This window comes from Pseudomonas sp. BF-B-30 (assembly GCF_019956305.1).
GTDB lineage: Bacteria > Pseudomonadota > Gammaproteobacteria > Pseudomonadales > Pseudomonadaceae > Aquipseudomonas > Aquipseudomonas jessenii.
Window position 1 is genome coordinate 21265 of the sequence record NZ_JAHBDG010000007.1, and the last position, 23257, is coordinate 44521.

Consider the following 23257-nt stretch of genomic DNA (forward strand, 5'->3'; position numbering starts at 1 on the left):
TACCTGTGGGAGCGAGCTTGCTCGCGATTGCTGTGTGTCAATCGACACATATGTTGAAAGTGAAATTGCCATCGCGAGCAAGCTCGCTCCCACAGGGATCTGCGATCCATTGACCGCATCGATAGTCACCATTATTTCAATGAAGTTCTCTTGAAAATTCCCCGGCGTAACATCTGCTCCATACCAACCCATAAGCACCCCGGAGCACACCATCATGAAACGCCAAACCCTCCTCAGCATCGCTTTCTCGGTTTTCGCAGTTAACGCTTTCGCCGCAAACCCTGCTCAACCTGTGGTCGCTGAAGGCGGCTCGGATCGTCTGATTGAAAGCCGTGTGGCCGAAGGTGGTTCGGATCGCCTGCTGGAAAAACGTGTTTCCGAAGGTGGTTCCGACCGTCTGATCGAAAGCCGCGCTGTCTGAATGCAGTGCTTTACCGCAAGACTCAACGAAAAGCCCGGCCTCAACAGCCTGATGCTGCTCAATCAAGCGAGAATGATCCACTCACTGTAGGAGCGAGCTTGCTCGCGATGGACTCAAGAGCGCTGCGTTTAGTCAGTAAACACGCGGCATCGTTAACGACCATCGCGAGCAAGCTCGCTCCTACAGGGGATCGTTTTCATTTAACTGAACAGCATCAGGCTTCAACAGCCGGGCTTTTTCGTGCGGGTTATCAATTCGTTTGTAGTTCATGCACTTTTGCGGATCGCGAGAGGCCAATCTTGATGCCGACCAGTATGGGCGCGGCAAAGACGAACAGCAGGGCCACGGCGAAGAACGCCGTATCGAAAGCAATCACCGTAGCCTGACCTGATACCGCTTTGCCCAGCAAGCTCGTGGCTGCCCGGCCAGCGGCCACCTGATCCATGCCCTTCCCTGCCAGCATCGCGGTTGTGGTCATCAGCCGTTCGATGACCGCGTGCCCCCCTGGGGTGACGTTGGCGCCGAGGACCACGCCATTGCTGACAACCTGATGGTCGATCAAGGTCTGCAGCCCAGCGACGCCCATCAAGCCTCCCAACTGGCGCCCTGTGTTGAACAGGCCGATGCCGCTGGCCAGGTTGCGGCTGTTGAGGTGGCTGAAAGCGATCAGCGTGATCGACAGAAACAGGAAGCCAAGGCCCAGGCCGCGCAACAGGATGGCCGCCATCATGTCGTCGGTGCCGCTTTCGCTGTTGGAGCCGGACAGCATCCACATCGCCCCCATGATCAGCAGGATACCCAGCGGCACGGTCGCCACGGGCGGCACGCGGCGCACGCTGAACAGATAGGCGGCGATGAGCAGCGAACCGACAAAAAAACCGCCACTGGGCAACAGGAGCAGGCCGGCATCGGTCGGTGTGAACGCGAGTACCGACAGGGCGAACGCCGGGATCAGGTAGGCGCTGCCGAACAGGGCGGCACCGGCGACGAAACTGACGATAAAGGCAAAGGTGAAATCGCTTGTTTTGAACAGGCTGAAATCGAGCAACCCCTGGCCGTTGGCCAACACCTGTTGACCGAGAAAGGCCAGCAGCGCGGCGGCACCGATCACCGTCAGTGCCAGGATGCGCGGTTCCTCGAACCAGTCCCAGCGGCTACCCTGGCTGAGCACGTAGGTGAAACAGAACAGCGCGGCACCGATCAGTGCACAGCCGAGCCAGTCAAACGAAGGTTGCCGGCACCTGGCGGGCATGGGGTGGTCGGCGATGAGCAAGAAGCCGATCGCCGCCAGGGCCAACGGCACTACGCTGAAGAAAATCCAGGTCCAGGACTGGCTGTCGATCAACCACCCTTGCAGGGCCGGCGCGAGGGTCGCCGACGCGACCACCGCCGCCATGGCGAACAGGGCTTGCAGGATCGGCTGAAGAGCGCGCCGATAGCCGCGAAAGATGATCGCCTGGCCCGCCACCAGCAAAGCACCTCCCGCGAAGCCTTGCAGGATGCGCAATGCGATCAGCAGTTCCAGCCAGGCGGTAACGGCAGCCACGCAGCACGCCAGGCCCATGACCAGGGTGGCGCCGATGATCACGTTGCGCGCAGAAAATCGCTGCATCAGCCAAGGGGCGATCATGAACCCGATCAGCTTGAGCGCGATGTAACCGACATCCAGCCAGGCGAACTCGTCGGGCGTGGCATAGGTGTCGCCGATGATGTCGCCGCGGCCGAGGGCCAGCACGGTGCTGGCGATCGCTTCGGTCAACGTCGCCAGCACGATGCCCACCATGAGCAGGACGCCGTTCGTTGTCCTGGCGCTGCTCGGCGTGGTGCAGGCAACGCGGCTCATGAGCCGGCCCCTTGTGCAACTTCCACCCGCGCGGACAGGCCCGGCACGATGCGCCCCGGCAGCGGGTTGTCAGCCAGGCGGATCTTCACCGGTACGCGCTGCACGACACGCACAAAGTTCCCGGTGGCGTTGTCGGGCGGCAGCAGGCTGAACGCCGAGCCACTGCCGGGTGCAAAGCTGTCGACCACGCCATCGAGTGCCGCATCGGGGTAGCCATCGACCGTGACGCGCACCGGCTGACCGGGGCGAATATGTTCCAGTTGGGTTTCCTTGAAGTTCGCCACGACCCATACATCATTGACCGGCACGATATCGAGCAGGGAAACGCCCGGTGTGACGAAACGACCGAGGCGAACCTGACGGTTACCGACCACGCCATCCACAGGTGCGTGTACCACGGTGTGCTCGAGATCGATCCGGGCGAGATCACGTGCGGCCTCTGCCTGGCTCACAGCGGCCACGGCAGCCTCGCGCTCGGCTACAAACACCGTGATGCGCTGCTGTTGCGCCTCGACCGTTGCCGAAGCGGCCGAAACCGAGGCCGCGGCTCTGGATTGCGCGGTGCCGGTTTCATCGACCAGGGCCTGACTCACCGCATTGCTGACGATCAGTTTGCGGCTGCGGTCGTGGGTCTTGGCCGCCAGGCTCATGTCGGCGGAGGCTGAGCGCCTTTGCGCTTCGGCCTGCCTGATCAGCGCATGCTGGAGCTGGATCTGCGCATCGACATGGGTCAGGCGCGCCTGGGCGGCGCTGACATTGGCCTCGGCTTGCGCAAGTTTGGCGCGGTAGTCGCGGTCATCGATTCGAAACAGCACATCACCGGCACGCACGGCCTGGTTGTCCCGGACCTCGACCGCCGTGACATAGCCGGCAACCTTGGCGGCCAGCGAGGTGACGTCCCCGCGGACATACGCGTTGTCGGTCGAGGTCACGCCACTTGAAAACGCCATGGCTCCCCAAACCGCCACGACCATCAAGGCCGCGACGCACAGCAACAGGCCGATGGTCTTGCGCTTGCTTCGCCGCACCACGACCACAGGCGTGCCGCTACTTGCGCTGGTGGCAATGGCGGCCTTGTCCAGGAGCGAGTTCATTTTTTCATTTCCTGTTCAGTGCCAAGAACTGACTCGGCCACTGGGCGACAGCGTCTGCCGCCCGGCGGTCGAGCCTTCATGAGCGCGTGATCGGCTCACTGTTTGATCGGTGTTACGAGCACCTTTTCCTCGGTGTCGAGGACGAACACCGCCAACAGGCGTGCAGGTTGGGTGTCACTGGCGTTGGCGCTGACCAGGTGCACGGAGCCCGGCTCCTCTACGAAGTTTTCGCCGACGTTGTAGATCTTTTCCGGCTCGCCTTTGACCTGGATGCGAAACGAACCCTCCAGCACCGTTGCATAGATGAAGGCCGTTTTCGGATGGGTGTGGGCCGGCGACGCGGCACCCGGCCCATACTCGACGACCACGCCCCTCATGCTCTTGCCAGGGATGTTTGGAATGGGACGGTCGAACACCACCGTCACCTTGCCGGGGGGCGGCTCGGCGGCTGATGCGGCGCTGATCGATAGCGCTGCGAAGACAGCGGCCATTAGCAATCGGGTAACCATGGGATTTCTCCTGGATTCGTAGGGTAATGTGCGGGTGCGATTCGTTACTGCGCTGTCGACCGGGCCAGCCAGTCGTCGAAGCGGATCGCCCCCAGGCGTGCGTTCTTGCCGGTGACCAGCGATTGATCGTCGAGCACGGCGCCGAAGTAACGGGCATGCACATCCGGCACGACCTTGCGGTTGTCCTGAGTCGCTTGCAGATAGCGCCTGGCCAGTTCGTCGATCGGCATGGTTTCCGGGCCGCCGACTTCAACCGTGCCATTGACCGGTGCTGCCAGCACGACATCGGCCAGCGCCGCTACCACGTCGTCGGACGCTATCGGCTGGATCAGCGCCGGCGAAGCATGAATTTCCTCGCCAACGGCGAACGACTGGACAATGCCGCCGGCAAACTCGGAGAACTGCGTGGCACGTAGAATGGTGTAAGGAACGCCAGATGCCTTGATAAGGGCCTCCTGCGCGACCTTGGCCCGGAAATAGCCGGTATCGGGAAGCCGTTCGCTGCCGACAATCGACAGGGCTACGTGATGACGAACCCCGGCAGCGGCTTCGGCGGCCAGCAGGTTACGGCTCGACGTTTCAAAGAAATAGAGAACGGCCTGGTCTTCCCACGACGGCGCGTTCGCCACGTCGACCACCACATCAGCACCATCCATCGCTTCGGCCAGGCCTTCGCGGGTGATGCTGTTCACGCCCGTGCTGGGGCTGGCGGCGAGCGCATCATGGCCGCGCTCGCGCAGGGTGTTCACAAGTTTCGATCCGATGAGGCCGGAGCCTCCGATGACGACGATCTTCATGACTTTTCTCCACTTGTCGACTGCAACCATTGCGTCGGTGTAGAAAGAGTGCCTGCGCGCACCAGGCAAGTCCTTGCGCCGGGCTTGGGTTTGCCTTGGCGAGTGCTTGGATTTATGTCCAAAGCTATTGACGTTCGTCCAGCCGCCCTTGCCGCAGACGGTGCAGCGGGTGTCGAGCTGCCGTATCATCTGCCTCAGTTACCAACCGCCAGCCGCCTGGGACACGGAGTTGAGGGCGCTTCGCCAGGGGATGCTCAATTTGCCATTCACGTTTGAAGACTACGTACTCGATCAGGAGCGCCGGGAGCTGACCCTGCGCGGGCAAATCGTGGCCGTCGGACCGCAGGTTTTCGATCTGTTGCTGCTGTTCGTCAACAATCCCGACCGCGTCGTCAGCAAGGACGAGTTGCTCAAGGCGGTGTGGGGCGACCGGATCGTTTCGGAATCGACGATCACCAGCCACATCAATGCGGTGCGCAAGGCCGTTGGTGATACCGGTGAGGAGCAGCGCCTGGTGCGCACCGTCCCCCGCAAGGGCTACCGCTTCGTTGGTCGGATCAACGGCGACTTGAGCGGGCAAACTCCACAGCCTGACATCGACGAACGCGCAAGCGCTGCCCCGAAACAAATCCCCTCCCCTACGCTCGTCCTGCCGGACAAACCCTCGATCACCGTCCTGCCCTTCCAGAACCTGAGCGGCGATCCGGAGCAGGAGTATTTCGCCGATGGCGTCGTGGAGGACATCATCGCCGCCCTGTCGCGTATCCGCTGGCTGTTCGTCATTGCGCGCAATTCGAGCTTCACCTACAAGGGCCAGGTCGTGGACGCACAGGGCGTCGGCCAGGAACTGGGCGTGCGCTATGTGCTCGAAGGCAGCGTGCGCAAGTACGGGAACCGGCTGCGCATTACCGGGCAACTGATCGACGCGACAAGCGGGACGCATATCTGGGCGGAGCGCTTCGAAGGCCTGCTCGACGACCTCTTCGAGCTGCAGGACCAAATCACCGAAAGCGTCGTCGGTGCCATCGCGCCGCAACTGGAGCGGGCAGAAATCGAACGCGCCAAGCGCAAGCCGACGGAAAGCCTGGACGCCTACGACTACTACCTGCGGGCCATGGCAAAACTGCACAGCGGCAGCCGGGAAGCCATCGAGCAGGCGCTGCCGATGTTCTACCAGGCCATCGAACTCGATGCGGAATTTGCTTCGGCCTATGGCATGGCCGCCTGGTGCCACTTCTGGCGCAAGCTCAATGGCTGGATGAGCGATCGACCCGCAGAAATCGCCGAGGGCATACGGCTGGCGCGTCTGGCGGTGACCCTCGGCCGCGACGATGCCGTCGCGTTGACCCGGGGCGGACATGCGCTTGCTCATCTCGCCGGCGAGGTCGACGGCGGCATTGCGCTGCTCGACAGGGCGCGCCTGCTCAATCCCAACCTCGCCCCCGCCTGGTTTCTGGGCGGTATCCTGCGGGCACTGCACGGCGAAACAGACGCCGCCATCGAGCATTTGAACCATGCCGTTCGCTTGAGTCCGCTGGATCCGGAAATGTTCAGGATGCAGGTGGGGATGGCGCTCGCGCATTTCTTCGCCGGGCACTTCGATGCCGCTGCGCAGTGGGCGGAAAAGGCCCTGGGTAACCTGCCCAGTCTGCTGGTCGCGGCGGCGCTGGTGGCGGCCAGTGATGCGCTCGGCGGTCGAATGGAAAAAGCGAATCTGGCGATGCAGCGTCTGCAAAAGCTGGATCCTTCTTTGCGTCTGTGCACCCTCAAGGACTGGCTGCCCATTCAACGGCCTGAGGATTTCGCCCGTTTCGTCGATGGACTGCGGCTGGCCGGGCTACCGGAGTGAAGACGACTCCCCTCACCTTGTAGGAGCGAGCTTGCTCGCGATGGTCGCCAACGATGACGCGGGTTTTCTGATTAGTCGCGGTGTCTTCAAATCCATCGCGAGCAAGCTCGCTCCTACAATTGCAACGGTAGGCTAAGCTTTGAGCAACTCGTTGCTCATGATGCTCGGTTCTGCAGGTTTTGGGTTTTTCTGGAGAGCGTCTGCAACAGCTATCCCAGACTGGCCCAAACCTTTCACGCAGGATTGCCGTGATGACAGAGCCCCTCCTCAGCTTTGATGCACTCAAGCGCGCCGCGGCTGCCGGCGAAATCGATACCGTACTGGTCTGCATGGTCGACATGCAGGGACGCCTGGTCGGCAAGCGATTCCAGGTCGAGTTTTTCATCGACAGCGGCCACGAAGAAACCCACTGCTGCAACTACCTGCTGGCCGATGACATCGACATGGAGCCGGTGCCGGGTTACGCCGCGGCCAGTTGGAGCAAGGGATACGGCGATTTCGTGCTCAAGCCCGACATGTCCACCCTGCGGCGCGTGCCCTGGCTTGAGTGCACGGCGCTGGTGCTGTGCGACGTGCTCGATCATCACCATCGCCAGGACCTGCCCCACAGCCCAAGGGCCATTCTGAAAAAACAGGTCGAGCGCCTGCGCGAGCGTGGTTACACCGGCATGTTTGCCTCGGAGCTCGAGTTCTATCTGTTCGATGAGAGTTACGAGGCGATCCACAGGCGCAACTATCACAAACCGAAAACCGCCGGCCATTACATCGAGGACTACAACATCCTCCAGACCACCCGCGAAGAGCCGGTGCTGCGGGCGATTCGCAAGCATTTGCAGGCATCGGGCATTCCCGTGGAAAACTCCAAGGGAGAATGGGGCCCCGGCCAGGAAGAGATCAACATCCGCTACGCCGATGCCATGACCATGGCTGACCACCACGTCATCATCAAGCACGCCTGCAAAGAGATCGCGCAATTGCAGGGCAAGGCGATCACCTTCATGGCCAAGTGGCGCTACGACGCTGCCGGCTCCAGCAGTCACATCCATAATTCGCTGTGGGACAAGAACGCCAAGAAGCCGCTGTTCTTCGACGCGAAAGCCGAGTTCGGCATGTCGAAACTGATGCGCTCCTGGGTCGCCGGCCAGCTCAAGTACGCCAACGACATCACCTGTTTTCTTGCGCCCTACATCAACTCCTACAAGCGCTTCCAGGCTGGCACTTTTGCGCCGACGCGGGCGGTCTGGAGCCGCGACAATCGCACCGCCGGCTTTCGCCTGTGTGCCGAAGGCAGCAAGGCCATCCGCATCGAATGCCGCATCGGCGGTGCCGACCTCAATCCCTACCTGGCGTTTGCTGCGTTGATCGCGGCGGGCCTGGCCGGTATCGACGAGAAGCTCGATCTGGCGCCGCCGTTCGAAGGCGACGCCTACCTGGATGAGCATTTGCCGGAAGTGTCCAAGACCCTGCGCGAGGCGAGCGCCGCACTCAAGGCCTCCGGCATGTTGCGCAAGGCGTTCGGCGATGAGGTGGTCGACCATTACGTGCACACCGCCGAGTGGGAGCAGAAAGAGTACGACCGGCGTATCACCGACTGGGAATTGCAGCGCGGCTTCGAGCGCTATTGAGAACATCATGACTGCGAAGGTTCAATTGATCTCCCCGGTCGATGGCCGGGTGTACGCCGAACGCGAGGTGGCCGATGCGGCGCAGGTCGAGCAGGCGCTGACGGCCGCTGCCAGCGCACAGGCGGCATGGCAACGCCGCTCACTGAGCGAACGCGCGGCGTTTTGCACTGCCGCGGTGGACGCAATGCTGTCGATGCAGGCCGACATCGTGCCGGAGCTGGCCTGGCAGATGGGCCGCCCGGTGCGTTATGGCGCCGGCGAACTGCGCGGTTTCGCCGAACGCGCCCGGCACATGATCGCTATCGCACCGCAGGTCCTTGATCGGGTAGAACCCGAGCCTGTCGCGGGATTTCGCCGCTATATCAAACGCGAACCGCTGGGCACGGTGCTGGTGGTCGCTCCGTGGAATTACCCCTATCTGACGGCGGTGAACACGATTATCCCGGCACTGATGGCCGGCAACAGCGTGATCCTCAAGCATGCGTCGCAAACGCTGCTGGTGGGCGAGCGCTTCGCCGAAGCCATGCGTCGCGCAAAACTGCCCGAGGGGTTGTTCCAGAATCTGCTGCTCGACCATGTGTCGACCGGGGCGATCATTGCTTGCGGGCGCGTGCAGCAAGTGAACTTCACCGGTTCCGTGGAGGCTGGAAAAGTCATGGAAAGCGTCGCCAGCGGACAATTTCTCGGTATGGGCCTGGAGCTCGGCGGAAAAGACCCGGCCTATGTCCGGGCAGACGCCAACCTTGAACAGGCGGTGGAAAATCTGGTGGACGGCAGTTTCTTCAATTCCGGGCAGAGTTGCTGCGCCGTGGAACGCATCTACGTCGACCAGAAAATCTACCCGGTGTTTGTCGAGCGTTTCGCCGAACTGACCCGCCAGTACGTGCTGGGCAACCCACTGGATGAAGCCACCACCCTCGGTCCGCTGGTGACACCGGGCGCCGCATTCTTCGTTCGCGGCCAGATTGCCGATGCGCTGGCCCAGGGCGCCAAAGCGCTGATCGATCCGAAGTCCTTTCCCGCCGACGTGCCGGGCAGCGCCTACCTGGCACCGCAAGTGCTGGTGGACGTGAACCATCAAATGTCGGTCATGCGCGACGAAAGCTTTGGCCCGGTGGTCGGCATCATGCCGGTGGCCAGCGATGAAGAAGCCATCGCCTTGATGAATGACAGTGAGTTCGGGCTCAGCGCTTCCATCTGGACCCGGGACCTCGCAGCGGCCGAACGCCTGGGCAACGAGATCGCCACCGGCACGGTGTTCATGAACCGCTGCGACTACCTGGACCCGGCATTGGCCTGGACCGGCGTGAAGAACAGCGGGCGCGGCGTCACCCTGTCGCCACTGGGCTACGAGCACCTGACCCGGGCCAAATCCTTTCATCTGCGTCACGAGGTGTAGACCATGAACCTGACAGGAAACTGGAGCTACCCCACAAGCGTTCGTTTCGGTGTCGGGCGCATCGCCGAACTGGCCGAGGTCTGTCGCAGCCAGGGTATCCAGCGACCTTTGCTCGTGACCGATAGCGGCCTGGCCCGTGCACCGATCACCACGGCGGCACTGGACGCATTGCGCGCCGCCGGTCTTGGCGTGGCGCTGTTTTGTGACCTCAAGCCCAATCCGGTGGAAGCCAACCTGGCCGGCGGGCTCGATGCCTGGCGTGCGGGCCAGCACGACGGCGTGATCGCGTTCGGCGGCGGCAGTGGCCTGGACATGGGCAAGCTCATTGCCTTCATGAGCGGCCAGACCCGTCCGGTCTGGGACTTCGAAGACATCGGCGACTACTGGACCCGCGCCGACGACAGCCGCATCGCCCCGGTCATTGCCGTGCCGACCACGGCGGGAACCGGTTCCGAAGTCGGCCGTGCGGCGGTGATCATCGACGAGCGCACCCACACCAAACGCATCATCTTCCACCCGAAAATGATGCCCCGCGTGGTGATCAGCGATCCGGCCCTCACCGTCGGCATGCCCGCCAAAATCACCGCAGGCACCGGCATGGACGCGCTGTCCCATTGCCTGGAAGCGTACTGCGCCCCCGGCTTTCACCCCTTGGCCGATGGCATTGCCGTGGAAGGCATGCGCCTGGTGGCCAACTCACTGGTGAAGGCGGTACACACGCCGTCGGACCTTGAGGCCCGCGCACAAATGCTCGCGGCGGCGGCCATGGGCGCCACGGCATTCCAGAAAGGCCTGGGCGGGATGCATGCGCTCTCCCATCCGGTGGGTGCGTTGTATGACACCCATCACGGCATGACCAATGCCACCTTCATGCCCTATGTCCTGCACTTCAATCGCTCGGCCATCGAGGAGCGCATCACCCGCCTGGCGGCGTACCTGCGCCTGCCCTCCCCGGGGTTCGACAGTTTCCTGGCCTTCGTCCTCAAGCTGCGCAAGGACATCGGCGTGCCCCATACCCTGGTTGAACTGGGCGTTGATGACCGGCAGGCCGACCTGATCGCCGACATGGCGATTGTCGACCCTTCCGCTGGCGGCAACCCGCTGCCATTGACCCGGGACGGCGTGGCAAAGATTTTCGACGCGGCACTTCACGGCCGTCTGTAGGAGCGAGCCTGCTCGCGATGGACTTGAGGATGACGCGGGGGGTCAGGCTCCCCGCGTCATCGTTGACGTTCATCGCGAGCAAGCTCGCTCCTACAGAAAACCAAGGTCGAGCCTACGGCGGCTTAGTTCGGCCTGTCCAAAACCTGAAAAGGGGCACACATCATGAACCCAGCAAGCCAGCCGGGCACCGAAACGCACGACGATGACGTCAAGGTGCTGCACAGCATGGGCTATGCCCAGCAACTCTCACGACGAATGGGGGTTTTCTCCAACTTCGCCATTTCCTTTTCGATCATCTGCATCCTTTCCGGTGGCATCAACTCGCTGGCCCAGGGCACCTCGGGCGCGGGGGGTATATCCATCGGCATCGGCTGGCCAATCGGTTGCCTGATCTCCGGGGTATTCGCCATGGCCATGGCGCAGATTTCCTCGGCCTACCCCACCGCTGGCGGCCTGTACCACTGGGGTTCGATCCTGGGTAACCGCTTCACCGGATGGCTGACCGCGTGGTTCAACCTGCTGGGGCTGGTCACGGTGCTGGGCGCGATCAACGTCGGTACCTATTACTTCTTTTTCGGTGCCTTCGGGCCGGCACTGGGCATGGAAGACACGACCACGGTCAGGGTGATTTTCCTGGCGATCCTCACCGGCCTGCAGGCCTTGTGCAACCACTTGGGTATCGGCCTGACCGCCAAACTCACTGACTTCTCAGGTTACCTGATCTTCGCCACGGCGCTGGCCCTGACCATCGTCTGCCTGATATCGGCACCCAGCTATGAATTCGCACGGCTGTGGACCTTCGGCAACTATTCCGGCGAAGCGGGTGGCAGCGTCTGGCCGCAGGTCTCCAACGGCTGGGTTTTCATGCTCGGCCTGCTGTTGCCGATCTACACCATCACCGGCTATGACGCCTCTGCGCATACCTCCGAGGAAACCCGCAACGCGGCCATGTCGGTGCCGCGCGGCATGGTCATGTCGGTGGTCTGGTCGTTGCTGTTCGGCTGGCTGATGCTCAGCGCGTTCGTGCTGATGCTGCCGAACATGGACGAGGCGGCCAAGCAAGGCTGGAACGTGTTTTTCTGGGCCATGAACACCCAGGTCGACCCGACACTGAAACTGGTGCTTTTCGTGGCGATTTTCATCTCGCAGGTGCTCTGCGGACTGGCCACCGTCACCTCGGTTTCACGGATGATCTTCGCGTTCTCCCGGGACGGAGGCCTGCCCTGCTCAAAAGCGCTGTCCTCGGTCTCATCGACCCATCGCAGCCCGGTGGCAGCGATCTGGACCGGTGCCACCCTAGCGGTGTTGTTCGTCTGGGGATCGTCGGTGATCTCGATCGGGACAACGCCGGTCTATACCATCGTGGTGTCCTGCACGGTGATCTTCCTGTTCTTCTCCTTCGCCATTCCCATCGCGCTCGGCCTGTTTACCTTTGGGACGTCGAAGTGGCCGACCATGGGGCCGTGGAACATGGGGCGTTTCTGGTACTCGGTGTTCGCCATCCTCTCGATCCTGGCGATGATCATCATTTTCGTCATCGGCATCCAGCCACCGAACGATTGGGCGCTGTACATCACCATCGGTTTCCTGATCCTGACGGCCATCGTCTGGTTCGGTTTTGAAGCCCGGCGCTTCCAGGGGCCACCGGTGGGCGACATGATCGTCAAGCGCCAGGCTGAAATTGCCGCGGCGGAGGCGGCGTTGGACAGGAAATAGGCGAGTGCTGATTAACCTGTGGGAGCGAGCTTGCTCGCGATGGCGGCGTGTCAGGCGCCATTGATGTTGGATGTGCCGGCCTAATCGCGAGCAAGCTCGCTCCCACAAGGTTGTTTGGCGTTTCCGGGATTTGCGGGTGGCTGCATTCCCCTGTGGGAGCGAGCTTGCTCGCGATGGCGGTGTGTCAGGCGCCATCGATGTTGGATGTGCCGGCCTAATCGCGAGCAAGCTCGCTCCCACAAGGTTGTTTGGCGTTTCCGGGCTTTTTTGCAGGCTGATGATCTATCCTGTGCCTCCCCGATTCCGCCCCGGAGACACCTGTGCCCGCCCTCACCGCCCGCGAGGTTTACCAGCCGTTGCGCGATGCCGCTCAAGGTATTTGCACCTTCAAGCGAGTCGACAACGCCTGCGAGTTTGATCATGTACAGGTCGACATCGACGGTTGGCGCCTGACGCTCGACGTCGACGCCGGTCACCTGCGCCACTGCCTGCACGGCCAAAGCCCCGATGGCCGTGAATATGTGTTCGACAACGGGCAGCGCTTCGGCACCGACCCGGTGAGTTTGCTCAGCACCTGGGAGCTGGCGCAGATTGAACGGCTACTGACCTGAATCTTTCGCAACCTGTCGTTCCCTGGCCGCACTTGTGATACACAAGCCGGAGTGATTTTCGCGTCCAAGGAGGTTCTGCCCATGCCCCATTCCCTGCGCCTGCCGCACTGGCTGGCCTGCGCCCTGCTCGGCTTGCTCGCTGGCAGCGCCCAAGCTGGCATGACACCCCCGGCGCCAGATGCCTTGCAGCCCTTGCTGGCGACGATGAATGAGCGGTTGAACATCAGCGAACTGGTGGCGCTGACCAAGTGGGACAGCGGCAAACCGGTCCAGGACAACACCCGGGAAGCGCAAGTCATCGCCAACGCCAGGAAGCAGGCGGCCCAACGCCAGCTTGACCCCGACGATGTCGCCGTCCTGATCGCCGCCCAGATTGAAGCCAGCAAACTGGTGCAATACGGCCGGCTCGCACAATGGCAAGCGGCGCACAAGGCACCGGACACGCCACGGCCAGACCTGGGCAACGACATCCGGCCCAAGCTCGACAACCTGCAGAACCTGCTGCTCACGCAGTACGCCGCGTTCCTGCCCTACCGCAACGACCCGAACTGCCCGCAATGGCTGGCCACCGAACGTTCCGCGCTGATCAAGGATTATTTGCATGGCCAGGCGATGATTCGTGCGACCGGGGAGCTGTGTATTGCAGGGCGATAACGTCAAATGAGCCACATTGAAACCCTCGCCAAAATCCTGCTCGGCCCGTTGTTGCTGGCGCAGGGCCTGTATACGCGGCGGGTGACGCCCAAGTTGCCGGAGGCCGAAGGTGACCGCCAGGGCGAGGCCGGCAGCGGTGACGTGCTGCGCTTGTTGATTGTCGGCGACAGCGCCGCAGCGGGGGTGGGTGCGGCGACTCAAGGTGAAGCCCTCAGTGGTCGGCTGGTCGCGCGCCTGGCCGATGATTACCAGTTGTCGTGGAAACTCTGGGCGCACTCGGGGCTGGATTCACAAGGGTTGCTGGAGCTGCTCGAACAGCACGCCCCCGAGCCGTTCGATGTGGCGCTGTTGTCGATTGGTGTCAACGATGTCACCAGCTCTCTCACCCTGGATCAGTGGCTCGCTCGGCAACGGCGCTTGATGGCGCTGCTGTGCGATAAATACGCGGTGAGGCAGATCGTGGTGTCGCCGCTTCCGCCGATGCATTTGTTCCCCGCGCTGCCCCAGCCGCTGCGCTGGTTTCTGGGTTTCAGGGCGCGGCGGTTCAATGCACATCTTGCGGATCTGGCCGCATGCCTGGATCAATGTACGATGCTGACCACCCCGCTGGCGCCCGAACCGGGCTTGATGGCCAGCGATGGTTTTCATCCGGGGCCGATGCTTTATCGGCAATGGGCCGACGATGCCGCCAGGGTGATCGACCAACGCTTTCGCACCACAACAATAAAAACAGGAGTTGAAGATGTCTGAGCTGAAACTGAACCCCAATGTTGCAGCGTCCCTGAAGCAGTGGCACGCGATGCTCGGCAACCGCGACTTGAGCGGTTTGCCCGAAATGCTCGATCCGCAGGCGGTGTTCCGTTCGCCGATGGCGCACACGCCGTATCCGGGAGCGCCGGTGGTGTCGATGATCCTCAATACGGTCATGGACGTGTTCGAGGATTTTGCCTATCACCGTGAGCTGGCGACGGCGGATGGCTTGAACGTGATTCTCGAATTCAGCGCCAGGGTCGGCGAGAAAGAGCTGAAGGGCATCGACATGATCCGCTTCAACGAACAGGGCAAGATTGTCGAGTTTGAAGTGATGGTGCGACCGCTCAGTGGCTTGCAGGCGTTGGGTGAGGAAATGGGGCGGCGTCTGGGTGCTTACCTGAAGGCCAGCAAGGCCTGACTTAACTGACTCACCAAAAATCCCTGTGGGAGCGGGCTTGCTCGCGAAGGCGGCGAACCAGTCGATAAAAATGTTGACTGACACTCCGCTTTCGCGAGCAAGCCCGCTCCCACAGGATTTGTGTTTAGCCTGAAATCAGGGGCAAACCGTTAAACCATCGGCTGGTGGCTGGTCACGCAGTGAATCCCTCCACCGCCTGCAGAGATCGCATCGATGTCGAGTTGCACCACTTCGCGGTCCGGGTAGAGTTCGGACAGCAGGTCGAAGGCCTTGGCATCCGCTTCCTTGTCGCCGAATTGCGGTGCGATGATCGCGCCATTGATCACGAAGTAGTTGATGTAGCCGGCGGCGAAATCCGGGTTGTCCTTGCTGAACCGGCTGTTGCGCGGGTTGAGTGGCGGCGACACGGTATGCACCTGCAACTTGCGGCCATCGGCATCCGTGGCGTTTTCCAGGATCTGCAGATGGGCGCGAGTGACCTTGTAGTCGTAGGACTCGGGGTCATTGTCGAGGTTAGCGATGACCACGCCGGGCTTGACGAAGCGCGCATAGAAATCGACGTGGGCGTCGGTGATGTCCTTGCCCTTGATGCCTGGTAGCCAGATGATTTTGCGCAGCCCCAGACGCTCTTTCAGCTCTGCCTCGACCTCGGCCTTGCTCCAGTCGGGATTGCGGTTGCGGTTGATCCAGCTGCTTTCGGTCATGATCCCGGTGCCGTGGCCATCCACTTCGATGCCACCGCCCTCGCCCACCAGTTCGCTTTGCTGGTAATCCGCCTTGGCGTTTTCGGCGACCAGGGCGGCCAGTTGCGCATCGTCCGCATGCTGCTGTTTGTTGCCCCAGCCGTTGAAGTTGAAGTCCACGGCAGCAAGGCCGCCGCTTCCGTCGACGACAAAATTGGCGCCGATGTCGCGCATCCAGATGTCGTCCAGTTCGGTGATCACGAAGGTGGTGTTGTGGCTGCCGCATTTGGCTTCGGCCAGGCGCCGTTCGCTCTGGCGACAGAACACGGTGACCGGCTCGTGTTCGGCAATGCTGCGGGCGATCCGGCCAAGGGCGTCTTGCACATGGGGCGTGAAGTCCTCCCAGATCGCGGCCTGTGCCCCGAAGGCGATGAAGGCCCGCTGGTGTTTGTCCCCTTCATCGGGCATGTACCAGTTGCCTTTACCGGCCGCTCGCACCGGCTGGGAGGCAAAGCCCAATCCCATGGACGCCAGCGCGCCCAGTCCGGCAGCGACCGATACCTGCTTGATGAATGTTCGACGTGTCGGCATGTGATTTCCTGAAATCGAGGTTTGGCCGGCCCTCGGGCCGGCCGATGATCATTTGACTGTAGCGGTCTTGAACTTGGTCCAGGTGCGCATGCGTGCCCGCATGTCGGCCTGGGGAATGTCCTTGCCGGGAATCAGCCGCGCGTAGGTGGCATCATCGAGGTAGATGTCCGGGTTGTTGCGCATCGCGGCATCGACATCCGGGCGTGCCTTGGCGTTGGAGGTCGGGTAGCCGGTGAAGTTGCTGATGGCTGCCATGTTTTGCGGGCGCATCACGAAGTTGATGAACGCGTAGGCGTACTCCGGATGCCGGGCGTCGACGGGAATGGCCATGGTGTCCATCCACACCGTGGTGCCTTCGCGGGGGATGCGGTAGTGGAAGGCGGTTTTCTTGCCGGCACTATCAGACGTGCGTTGCGCCTGGGTCATGTCGCCGCTGTAGCCGAGGGACATGCACAGGTTGCCGTTGACCAGGTCGGTCACCGGTTGCGACTGGAACTTGCGAATGTACGGCCGCAGTTTCATCAGCAAGTCACTGGCCGCCGCCAGGTCCGCCGGTTTGGCGCTCCGCGGGTCGCGGCCCAGGTAATTGAGCACCACGGCCAGCACTTCGTCCGGCGAGTCGATCATCGAGATGCCGCAGTCGGCGAATTTCGCCGCCAGTTCCGGTTTGAACAGCATGTCCAGGCTGTCGACCGGCGCATCCGGCGCACGCTGGGCAATCTGCCCGGCGTTGTAGGTCAGGCCGATGGTGCCCCAGGTGTACGGGACCGTGGCCTGGCGCGACTGCTCGTAGTGCGAGCGCAATTTCTGCAACCCTGGCTCGACGTCATTCAGAGCAGTAAGTTTTGACTGATCCAGGGGCTGCAAACTGCCGGCGCGCATCAGGCGTTCGGCCACGGTGTCACCGGGGAAGATCAGGTCGTAGCCGCTGCCGCCAGCGAGCATTTTCGCTTCCAGGGTTTCACTGCCGTCCATCACGTCGTAGATCACTTTGATCCCGGTTTCGGCGGTGAACTTGCTCAAGGTGTCCTCGGCGAAATAGTCGGCCCAGTTGTACAGCCGCAGGGTTTTCTCTTCGGCGTGCAACGCAGGCACCGCACAGCTCAGCGCCAGCCCCATGGCCAGGCACAGCTTGTCGATCGTGTTCATGTCACACCCCTTGGGTTGCCCAGCGTGAATGGATCTGACGACCGTCCTGGGTCAACAAGGCGCCGTACATTTCCGGACGGCGATCGCGGTAGATACCCCAGGTCAGGCGGTCCTCGCGCATGGCCGCCAGGTCCAGGCTGTGGACCAGCACGCCGGTGCTGTCACGGTCGGCTTCGGCGAGCAACTTGCCCTTGTGGTTGCAGATGAACGACGAGCCATAGAAGCTCATTTGCAGAGTCGGGTCGGTGGTCGCCGCTTCCCGGCCGACCCGGTTGGCCGCCACCACCGGCAGCAGGTTGGCGGCGGCGTGGCCGCGCATGGTCATCTGCCAGTGATCCCGGGAATCGAGAGTGGCACAACCCGGTTCGGAGCCGATGGCCGTCGGGAACAACAGCACTTCGGCCCCCATCAACGCCAGGCAGCGAGCGGTTTCGGGGAACCACTGATCCCAGCAGATGCCCAGGCCGATGCGCCCGAACGCGGTGTCCCAGACCCGGAAACCGCTGTCGCCGGGGCTGAAGTATTCTTTCTCCTGATAGCCGATGGCGTTGGGGATGTGGGTCTTGCGGTACACACCCAACAGGCGCCCGTCGGCGTCGGCCACGCTCAGTGAGTTGAAGTAGGCGTTGCCGGCCTTCTCATACCAGCTCAGCGGCAGCACCACGCCCAACTCTTTCGCCAATGCGGCGAAGCGCTGGAGCACGTGGCTGTCGCGATACTCCTCGGCCAGTGCCAGGTGTTTGTGGTGTTGCTCGATGCAGAAATACGGCGTGGCGAACAGCTCCTGCAACAGGATGACCTGCGCGCCCTTGGCCGCCGCTTCGCGGACCAGTTGCTCGGCCTGGTCGAGGTTGTGTTTCAGGTCCCAGGTGCAGGGCATCTGGGTGGTGGCGATGGTCAGCAGTGTCATGGCATCAACCCCGCACCGGCCAGGCCGGCTGTTGCTGGGTGATGCAATGCACACCGCCACCGCCATGGGCCAGATGGTTGATCCGCACCGGCACCACTTCACGACCGGGGAACGCCTGCGCCAGCACTTCGGCAGCGACCTTGTCGGCATCAATGCCGTAGGCCGGCATGATGATCGCGCCGTTGGCGATATAGAAATTGGTGTAGGAGGCGCAGAACACTTCGGCCTCGGTGTCCACCGCATCGGTGGCTTCGAACAGTTCGATCAGTTCGAACTGGCGGCCCTGGGCGTCGGTGGCCAGTTCAAGGGCGCGGCGGTTCTCCCGGGCCACTTCGGCGTACACCGATTGCTTGTCGTGGGTGGCGTCCACCAGCAACACGCCGGGACGGGCAAAGGCGCACACACCATCGACGTGGCCGTCGGTCATGTCGCCGGTCACATAGTCGGGATCGCCCGGCAGCCAGATGGTTTTCTTCACGCCCAGCAGGCGGGTGAAGATCTCTTCGATCTCGGCCTTGCTCACGCCCGGGTTGCGATTGGGGTTGAGCAACACCGATTCAGTGGTGATCAGCGTGCCCTCGCCGTCCACATGAATCGCGCCGCCCTCGTTGCTCAACGCCGTGCCGAAGCACTCCAGTCCCAAATGATTGAGCGCACGGCGGGCCAGGCTTTCGTCCAGATCGTGAGCCGACTTGCCGCCCCACGCATTGAAGCGCCAGCTCACACCGGCCAGGCCTTGCTGCGGGTGGCAGACGAAGCTCGGGCCGGAGTCGCGGCACCAGCTGTCGTTGACCGCCAGTTCGATCAACTCGATGTTCGGCCCGCACAACGCCTTGGCGCTGGCGACGGCTGAAGGATCGACCACCAGTTTCACCGGTTCGAAGCGGGCGATGGCGTTGGCCACCCGGGCGAAATCTTCTTGAACCTGTGGCAGTGTCACCCGCCAGCCTGACTCCCACAGGGTCTTGTTGTGCGGCCAGACCATCCAGGTGGCGGCGTGAGTGACCCACTCGGCCGGCATCGTCCAACCGCTGTTTTGAATTATGTTCTGCTGCATGACAAGCACCTCTGAGTTAAGTCATTGTGTTCAATGAAAATGGCCTTGGCGGTCTTGGCATGCATGCTACGGCTGGAAAAACGGGCAAACAAACGATGGATTTTGCAGACAACTGATTAGAGGAGCTTATCGATATGCTCAAACACTGGCCGCCCCTGAGCACCCTGCGCGGCTTCGAAGCCGCCGCCCGGCTGGGCAGTTTTCACAAGGCTGCCGACGAGTTGCACCTCACCCAATCGGCGATCAGCCAGCAGATCCGCAGCCTTGAGGCCTACCTGGAACAACCGTTGTTCCATCGCAGCGGGCGCAGCGTCAGCCTGACCGATGCCGGGCACGATCTGCTGAGCACCACCCAGGCGTTGTTGCAGCAACTGGCGGTGGGCATTCGCCGCTTGGGGCAATACCAGAAGCCCAATCAACTGGTGCTCAACACCACCCCGGCGTTTGCCCGGCATTGGTTGTTGCCGCGCCTGGGGGATTTCCGCCGGCAGCATCCGCAGGTCGATCTGTGGATTTTCAGCACCGATGAAGTGCCGGACATGGCCAGCCAGACCATCGACCTGGCGGTGCGCGACGACATCAGTTCCCAGGCCGAATGCAGTTTCAAGGTCCTGCACGCCGACCGCCTCTACCCCGCTTGTCACCCGAGCCTGTTGGCCGTGCCCGTGGAACAGCGCACCACCCTGCATGGCGAGCGGGAAATGGACTGGAGCCACTGGGCGGTGGAATCGGGCATAGATGTGGGGCAGATGGATCAGGGGCTGAATTTTTCCGATCCGGGTTTGCTGCTGGACGCAGCCTGTACCGGACTGGGCATTGCGCTGGTGAGCCAGTTGCTGAGTCGGCAGGCGCGGGCCACCGGGCTGTTGCAGCCGATGGTGGAGCAAACCATCCGTGGCCCGAACTGGGCGCTGCTGACCCACCGTGACAGCGAGAACATCCCGATGGCCCGGGCCTTTACCCAGTGGCTGGTCGACAACCTGGCGGCCGAGCAGCAGACCACGGCGTGATCATTGCGCGGGGAAGGTTTGCAGGTAGGCCAGCAGGTCTTCGATTTTTTCCGGGTCGCTGAGGCCCCAGAAAATCATGCGGGTGCCGGGCACGACTTTCTTCGGCGCTTCGAGGTAGGCGATCAGGGTTTCGCGGTCCCAGACCAGGTTGGCGGATTTCATCGCGTCGGAATACACGTAGTCCGTGGTGACGGCGGAATGGCGACCGATCACGCCGTTGAGTTGCGGACCAAAGAAGGCACGAGCCGATTCACCGATCTGATGGCAGCCGCTGCAGAGGCGCTTGTACACTTTCTCCCCGGCCTGGACATCGCCTGCAGCAAGGGTGGGTGTGCTGAACAGGCCCGCGGTGAGCGCCGAGGCGAGGGTCAGTGCTGCGAGTTTCTTCATGTTCCGTTTCCAGTCGGGTGTTGCCGGATGGCTATTGGAACATGCGGGTCGGGGATATCCCAAGTGGTCAAATGGACGCAATCCCTGTGGGAGCGGGCTTGCTCGCGAAAGCAGTAGTCCAGCCACCTACGATGTTGAATGTGGAGGCCTCTTCGCGAGCAAGCCCGCTCCCACAGGGGGCCTGTGCTCATCATGATGGTTGTGACCGATGAGGGTAGACGGTGTTCGAGGGGTTTCAGGAGTCGCTGACTGACGGCGCCTGGGGCATGGGGCGGGTTTTCACGGTGACGAACATTTTGATGCGGTCGCCGATTTCCTGGAGGGTATGGCGGAACGGGTCGTGTCTTTCGCTGGTGGTCGGGTCTTCGAAGCTCCAGACCATCACTTCACCGGTAAACGGCATGCGTGAGGCCTCTTCGCAAGACTTGTCGCACAGGGTGATGACGTAGTCGAATTCCTGACCTTCGAAATCTTCGAGGGACTTGCTGCGCAAGCCGCTGGCATCGACACCGATGTGATCGAGGGATTCGAATGTGCGCGGGTCGATCTCGCTGGCCTCAAGCCCGGCGCTGAAGGCCTGGAAATCGGCAGGATCGGTGTGGCGAAGCAGGGCTTCAGCCATGGGTGAGCGGACATCGTTTCGGGCGCAGACGAACAGCACGCGACGGGGGTCGGTCATGGGTTTTCCTCGGCTGGCAGGTTTTTAGTGTTTGCTCATCAATCCATGCAGAACGCCAAACCGCAGACCCGGTTCAGACGGCCACCGGGGCACTCAAGGCGGATTGCGAGGATCTTGCCATTGCTTTGATGACACCCGGATGACAGGCCTGGAGTTCTGAGCCACACCACAACAGTGGCAGGATTTTCGGCATCCTGATGGATGGCCATCAAGCTGTCATCGAATCGTCATGAACCGAGCGCCATACTCAGTCCATCCAATGCGTGCTTTAACTTTCCGCTGCCAGTCCCGGCAGCTTTTTTTTGCCTGAAATTGCCCTTACAAACACTCTTGCGCCGCACGCTCGAACGTCGACGGCACGAAGGTCGACGCCAGCAGCTTGCGCTCGTACAGGAATACCTTGCCGCCGTTCGAGGCTTTATAGGTTTCAAGCACGTTGTCCGCCGACACTTTGCTTGATACGACGATCCGGTAGCTGCGCTGGGTCTGCGACACCGTTGGGTTGAGCGCATCGTGCTGCAACTTCGGCACCACGCAATGGGTGTACTCCTCCGGTGACTTGCTGGTCTGCAAGGTCATGGTCGGATCGTTCGGCGTGGCACAACCGGCCAGCAGCAGCGAAGCGAAGGCCAGGGTCGGGGCAAAAACAGTGCGCATGTATCAGGTCCTGAATAGAAATCCACGGTGGATCGGGTTGCCCGCCGCTCAATGGACGTCGGGCTGATTAATTTGTTGTTGCGGTCAATCCGGCGGTTACCAGCGCCTTCAACGACGCATCGAACTGTTTCAGCGCGGTCAGTTGCAGGTCCCGTTGCTGTTCGATTTGCGCGGCGATCTCGGGCGCGGTCTTGTCATGCACCCATACCGACGGCAGTTGTTTTTCCACCGCGCCTTCGGCCTTGCCGATGTACTGCAGGTTGGCGTCGTAGAATCGCGCGGCGAAACGCGCCTCGACCCGGTCGTTACGCTGGGTCAGCAACTGGTTGTGGGTATCGAGCATCACCACCACATCGGGATGGGCCTGCACCAGGGCATCGAGATTTTCGTAGACCGTCACCGACAGAAAAGTGTGGTGCAACGAACCCATCAACCAGTCGATGGCCAGGTCCGGATCGGAACTGTTGACGAACGCCTGGCGAATCCGCGTATCCAGTGCGTTTTTCGCACCGTTGATGGCCACCGAGTGGTATTGCTCAAGGTATTGCAGGTTTTCCACAGTGTTGTCGCTGTAGAGCACCCCGACCGTCTGACCGTATTGCAGCCCGCTGTGACCGCCGGTGATCGGCGGCAGATGGCAGGCGCGTGCATCTTCGGCAAAGGCCGATGCGGTGGACGCAACACTGCCCAGCAACAGGGCAATCACAGCCAGTCGGGTCAAGATTTTCATCGCGCAGGTTCCTTGAGCAGCGTGTTCAATGCAGGCAATTTTCCGCCTTTGCGCAAAAAACAGAACTTGCGATTCTTGATGGTGACTATTGACTGAACCAATAGTGCTGCGGCGCCAGTAGCTGCCTTTGGCGCAAAATTACCGGTCAATGTCGAACAAGCGGCTGTGCCGCACGCCCACTGTTCATTACAGTGGCGACTGCCCTCAAAACCTGATCAAGGAACGAAAAAATGGTCACTTGCTACCTGAAATACGTGCTCGACCCCTACCAGCTCGACGCTTTCGAGCACTACGGCAAGATGTGGATTCCCCTGGTGGAAAAGTTCGGCGGCCAGCACCATGGCTACTTTTTGCCGTCGGAGGGCGCCAACAACATCGCCCTGGCGCTGTTCACCTTCCCCAGCCTGGCGGCGTACGAGCATTACCGGCAGCAGTCGATGAACGATCCAGAGTGCATCGCGGCCTTCAAGTACGCCGAGGAGAAGAAATTCATCCTCAGCTACGAGCGTTCATTCATGCGGCCGGTGTTTGGCGAGCAGGCGCGCTGA

Annotated in this window: 23 protein-coding genes and 1 pseudogene; 12 read left to right on the top strand and 12 right to left on the bottom strand. The window is 61.9% G+C overall.

Going from position 1 to position 23257, the window contains the following annotated elements; genetic code table 11:
- Positions 1-214 precede the first annotated feature (214 nt).
- Positions 215-412 (top strand): annotated as a pseudogene (locus KGB29_RS04305) (hypothetical protein); the annotation flags it as partial.
- 259 nt (positions 413-671) lie between these two features.
- Here KGB29_RS04305 and KGB29_RS04310 read toward each other — a convergent pair.
- From KGB29_RS04310 to KGB29_RS04325, 4 genes are all read right to left on the bottom strand, one after another.
- Positions 672-2264, bottom strand: a complete 1593-nt coding sequence (locus KGB29_RS04310) for a DHA2 family efflux MFS transporter permease subunit (RefSeq protein ID WP_150814787.1) — start codon at positions 2262-2264, stop codon at positions 672-674.
- Positions 2261-3358, bottom strand: coding sequence for an HlyD family secretion protein (locus tag KGB29_RS04315; RefSeq protein ID WP_150814786.1), 1098 nt, complete (start codon positions 3356-3358; stop codon positions 2261-2263). The genes KGB29_RS04310 and KGB29_RS04315 overlap by 4 nt, the downstream gene beginning before the upstream one ends.
- A 95-nt stretch (positions 3359-3453) precedes the next feature.
- Positions 3454-3867 carry a cupin domain-containing protein gene (locus KGB29_RS04320; protein ID WP_150814785.1) on the bottom strand — a complete coding sequence of 138 codons (414 nt, stop codon included), beginning with the start codon at positions 3865-3867 and terminating at the stop codon, positions 3454-3456.
- A gap of 44 nt (positions 3868-3911) precedes the next feature.
- Positions 3912-4664, bottom strand: a complete 753-nt coding sequence (locus KGB29_RS04325) for an SDR family oxidoreductase (protein WP_150814784.1) — start codon at positions 4662-4664, stop codon at positions 3912-3914.
- A 259-nt stretch (positions 4665-4923) separates the two neighbouring features.
- On the opposite strand from KGB29_RS04325, the gene KGB29_RS04330 reads away from it, so the two are divergent.
- From KGB29_RS04330 to KGB29_RS04370, 9 genes are all read left to right on the top strand, one after another.
- A complete protein-coding gene (locus tag KGB29_RS04330; protein WP_150814805.1) occupies positions 4924-6513 on the top strand; it encodes a winged helix-turn-helix domain-containing tetratricopeptide repeat protein in 1590 nt (529 codons plus the stop codon).
- A gap of 251 nt (positions 6514-6764) precedes the next feature.
- Positions 6765-8138, top strand: coding sequence for a glutamine synthetase family protein (locus KGB29_RS04335; protein ID WP_150814783.1), 1374 nt, complete (start codon positions 6765-6767; stop codon positions 8136-8138).
- Positions 8139-8145: 7 nt separating this feature from the next.
- On the top strand, positions 8146-9537 hold the full coding sequence (locus tag KGB29_RS04340) for an aldehyde dehydrogenase family protein (protein WP_150814782.1): 1392 nt from the start codon (positions 8146-8148) through the stop codon (positions 9535-9537).
- A gap of 3 nt (positions 9538-9540) precedes the next feature.
- The gene (locus tag KGB29_RS04345) at positions 9541-10701 is read left to right on the top strand and encodes an iron-containing alcohol dehydrogenase (protein ID WP_057714226.1); all 1161 of its coding nucleotides are present in this window, start codon (positions 9541-9543) and stop codon (positions 10699-10701) included.
- Positions 10702-10863: 162 nt separating this feature from the next.
- Positions 10864-12417: an amino acid permease gene (locus KGB29_RS04350; RefSeq protein ID WP_150814781.1), complete on the top strand. Its 1554-nt coding sequence runs from the start codon at positions 10864-10866 to the stop codon at positions 12415-12417.
- 320 nt (positions 12418-12737) lie between these two features.
- Positions 12738-13028: a hypothetical protein gene (locus tag KGB29_RS04355; protein WP_150814780.1), complete on the top strand. Its 291-nt coding sequence runs from the start codon at positions 12738-12740 to the stop codon at positions 13026-13028.
- Between the two features lie 81 nt (positions 13029-13109).
- Positions 13110-13682 carry a chorismate mutase gene (locus KGB29_RS04360; RefSeq protein ID WP_150814779.1) on the top strand — a complete coding sequence of 191 codons (573 nt, stop codon included), beginning with the start codon at positions 13110-13112 and terminating at the stop codon, positions 13680-13682.
- Positions 13683-13688: 6 nt separating this feature from the next.
- Positions 13689-14432, top strand: coding sequence for an SGNH/GDSL hydrolase family protein (locus tag KGB29_RS04365; RefSeq protein WP_150814778.1), 744 nt, complete (start codon positions 13689-13691; stop codon positions 14430-14432).
- On the top strand, positions 14425-14853 hold the full coding sequence (locus KGB29_RS04370) for a nuclear transport factor 2 family protein (RefSeq protein ID WP_150814777.1): 429 nt from the start codon (positions 14425-14427) through the stop codon (positions 14851-14853). The genes KGB29_RS04365 and KGB29_RS04370 overlap by 8 nt, the downstream gene beginning before the upstream one ends.
- 149 nt (positions 14854-15002) lie before the next feature.
- Here KGB29_RS04370 and KGB29_RS04375 read toward each other — a convergent pair whose 3' ends face one another.
- The 4 genes from KGB29_RS04375 to KGB29_RS04390 are packed head-to-tail and all read right to left on the bottom strand — an operon-like array spanning position 15003 to position 19243.
- Entirely contained in the window at positions 15003-16127 is a 1125-nt protein-coding gene (locus tag KGB29_RS04375) for an agmatine/peptidylarginine deiminase (RefSeq protein WP_150814776.1), read from the bottom strand.
- Between the two features lie 48 nt (positions 16128-16175).
- A complete protein-coding gene (locus KGB29_RS04380) occupies positions 16176-17276 on the bottom strand; it encodes an extracellular solute-binding protein (protein WP_150814775.1) in 1101 nt (366 codons plus the stop codon).
- Between the two features lies 1 nt (position 17277).
- Positions 17278-18186, bottom strand: a complete 909-nt coding sequence (gene aguB / locus KGB29_RS04385; RefSeq protein ID WP_150814774.1) for an N-carbamoylputrescine amidase — start codon at positions 18184-18186, stop codon at positions 17278-17280.
- Positions 18187-18190: 4 nt separating this feature from the next.
- On the bottom strand, positions 18191-19243 hold the full coding sequence (locus KGB29_RS04390) for an agmatine/peptidylarginine deiminase (protein WP_150814773.1): 1053 nt from the start codon (positions 19241-19243) through the stop codon (positions 18191-18193).
- 134 nt (positions 19244-19377) lie between these two features.
- Here KGB29_RS04390 and KGB29_RS04395 point away from each other — a divergent pair, with 134 nt between their 5' ends.
- Entirely contained in the window at positions 19378-20253 is an 876-nt protein-coding gene (locus tag KGB29_RS04395) for a LysR substrate-binding domain-containing protein (RefSeq protein ID WP_057714216.1), read from the top strand.
- Here the strand turns inward: KGB29_RS04395 and KGB29_RS04400 are convergent, their stop codons facing one another.
- From KGB29_RS04400 to KGB29_RS04415, 4 genes are all read right to left on the bottom strand, one after another.
- Positions 20254-20643, bottom strand: coding sequence for a c-type cytochrome (locus KGB29_RS04400; RefSeq protein ID WP_057714215.1), 390 nt, complete (start codon positions 20641-20643; stop codon positions 20254-20256). It lies immediately after the preceding gene.
- A 235-nt stretch (positions 20644-20878) separates the two neighbouring features.
- Complete coding sequence (locus KGB29_RS04405) at positions 20879-21322, bottom strand: arsenate reductase ArsC (protein ID WP_150814771.1); 444 nt, start codon at positions 21320-21322, stop codon at positions 20879-20881.
- Positions 21323-21640: 318 nt separating this feature from the next.
- A complete protein-coding gene (locus KGB29_RS04410; RefSeq protein WP_057714212.1) occupies positions 21641-21979 on the bottom strand; it encodes a hypothetical protein in 339 nt (112 codons plus the stop codon).
- Between the two features lie 67 nt (positions 21980-22046).
- Complete coding sequence (locus KGB29_RS04415) at positions 22047-22709, bottom strand: ATPase (protein ID WP_150814770.1); 663 nt, start codon at positions 22707-22709, stop codon at positions 22047-22049.
- A gap of 230 nt (positions 22710-22939) precedes the next feature.
- Here KGB29_RS04415 and KGB29_RS04420 point away from each other — a divergent pair, with 230 nt between their 5' ends.
- Positions 22940-23257: an NIPSNAP family protein gene (locus KGB29_RS04420; protein ID WP_102670496.1), complete on the top strand. Its 318-nt coding sequence runs from the start codon at positions 22940-22942 to the stop codon at positions 23255-23257.

Coding starts and splice junctions, on each gene's coding strand:
- KGB29_RS04310 (WP_150814787.1), bottom strand. CDS start 2,264: ATGAGCCGCGTTGCCTGCACCACGCCGAGCAGCGCCAGGACAACGAAC.
- KGB29_RS04315 (WP_150814786.1), bottom strand. CDS start 3,358: ATGAACTCGCTCCTGGACAAGGCCGCCATTGCCACCAGCGCAAGTAGC.
- KGB29_RS04320 (WP_150814785.1), bottom strand. CDS start 3,867: ATGGTTACCCGATTGCTAATGGCCGCTGTCTTCGCAGCGCTATCGATC.
- KGB29_RS04325 (WP_150814784.1), bottom strand. CDS start 4,664: ATGAAGATCGTCGTCATCGGAGGCTCCGGCCTCATCGGATCGAAACTT.
- KGB29_RS04335 (WP_150814783.1), top strand. CDS start 6,765: ATGACAGAGCCCCTCCTCAGCTTTGATGCACTCAAGCGCGCCGCGGCT.
- KGB29_RS04340 (WP_150814782.1), top strand. CDS start 8,146: ATGACTGCGAAGGTTCAATTGATCTCCCCGGTCGATGGCCGGGTGTAC.
- KGB29_RS04345 (WP_057714226.1), top strand. CDS start 9,541: ATGAACCTGACAGGAAACTGGAGCTACCCCACAAGCGTTCGTTTCGGT.
- KGB29_RS04350 (WP_150814781.1), top strand. CDS start 10,864: ATGAACCCAGCAAGCCAGCCGGGCACCGAAACGCACGACGATGACGTC.
- KGB29_RS04360 (WP_150814779.1), top strand. CDS start 13,110: ATGCCCCATTCCCTGCGCCTGCCGCACTGGCTGGCCTGCGCCCTGCTC.
- KGB29_RS04365 (WP_150814778.1), top strand. CDS start 13,689: ATGAGCCACATTGAAACCCTCGCCAAAATCCTGCTCGGCCCGTTGTTG.
- KGB29_RS04370 (WP_150814777.1), top strand. CDS start 14,425: ATGTCTGAGCTGAAACTGAACCCCAATGTTGCAGCGTCCCTGAAGCAG.
- KGB29_RS04375 (WP_150814776.1), bottom strand. CDS start 16,127: ATGCCGACACGTCGAACATTCATCAAGCAGGTATCGGTCGCTGCCGGA.
- KGB29_RS04380 (WP_150814775.1), bottom strand. CDS start 17,276: ATGAACACGATCGACAAGCTGTGCCTGGCCATGGGGCTGGCGCTGAGC.
- aguB (WP_150814774.1), bottom strand. CDS start 18,186: ATGACACTGCTGACCATCGCCACCACCCAGATGCCCTGCACCTGGGAC.
- KGB29_RS04390 (WP_150814773.1), bottom strand. CDS start 19,243: ATGCAGCAGAACATAATTCAAAACAGCGGTTGGACGATGCCGGCCGAG.
- KGB29_RS04395 (WP_057714216.1), top strand. CDS start 19,378: ATGCTCAAACACTGGCCGCCCCTGAGCACCCTGCGCGGCTTCGAAGCC.
- KGB29_RS04400 (WP_057714215.1), bottom strand. CDS start 20,643: ATGAAGAAACTCGCAGCACTGACCCTCGCCTCGGCGCTCACCGCGGGC.
- KGB29_RS04405 (WP_150814771.1), bottom strand. CDS start 21,322: ATGACCGACCCCCGTCGCGTGCTGTTCGTCTGCGCCCGAAACGATGTC.
- KGB29_RS04410 (WP_057714212.1), bottom strand. CDS start 21,979: ATGCGCACTGTTTTTGCCCCGACCCTGGCCTTCGCTTCGCTGCTGCTG.
- KGB29_RS04415 (WP_150814770.1), bottom strand. CDS start 22,709: ATGAAAATCTTGACCCGACTGGCTGTGATTGCCCTGTTGCTGGGCAGT.
- KGB29_RS04420 (WP_102670496.1), top strand. CDS start 22,940: ATGGTCACTTGCTACCTGAAATACGTGCTCGACCCCTACCAGCTCGAC.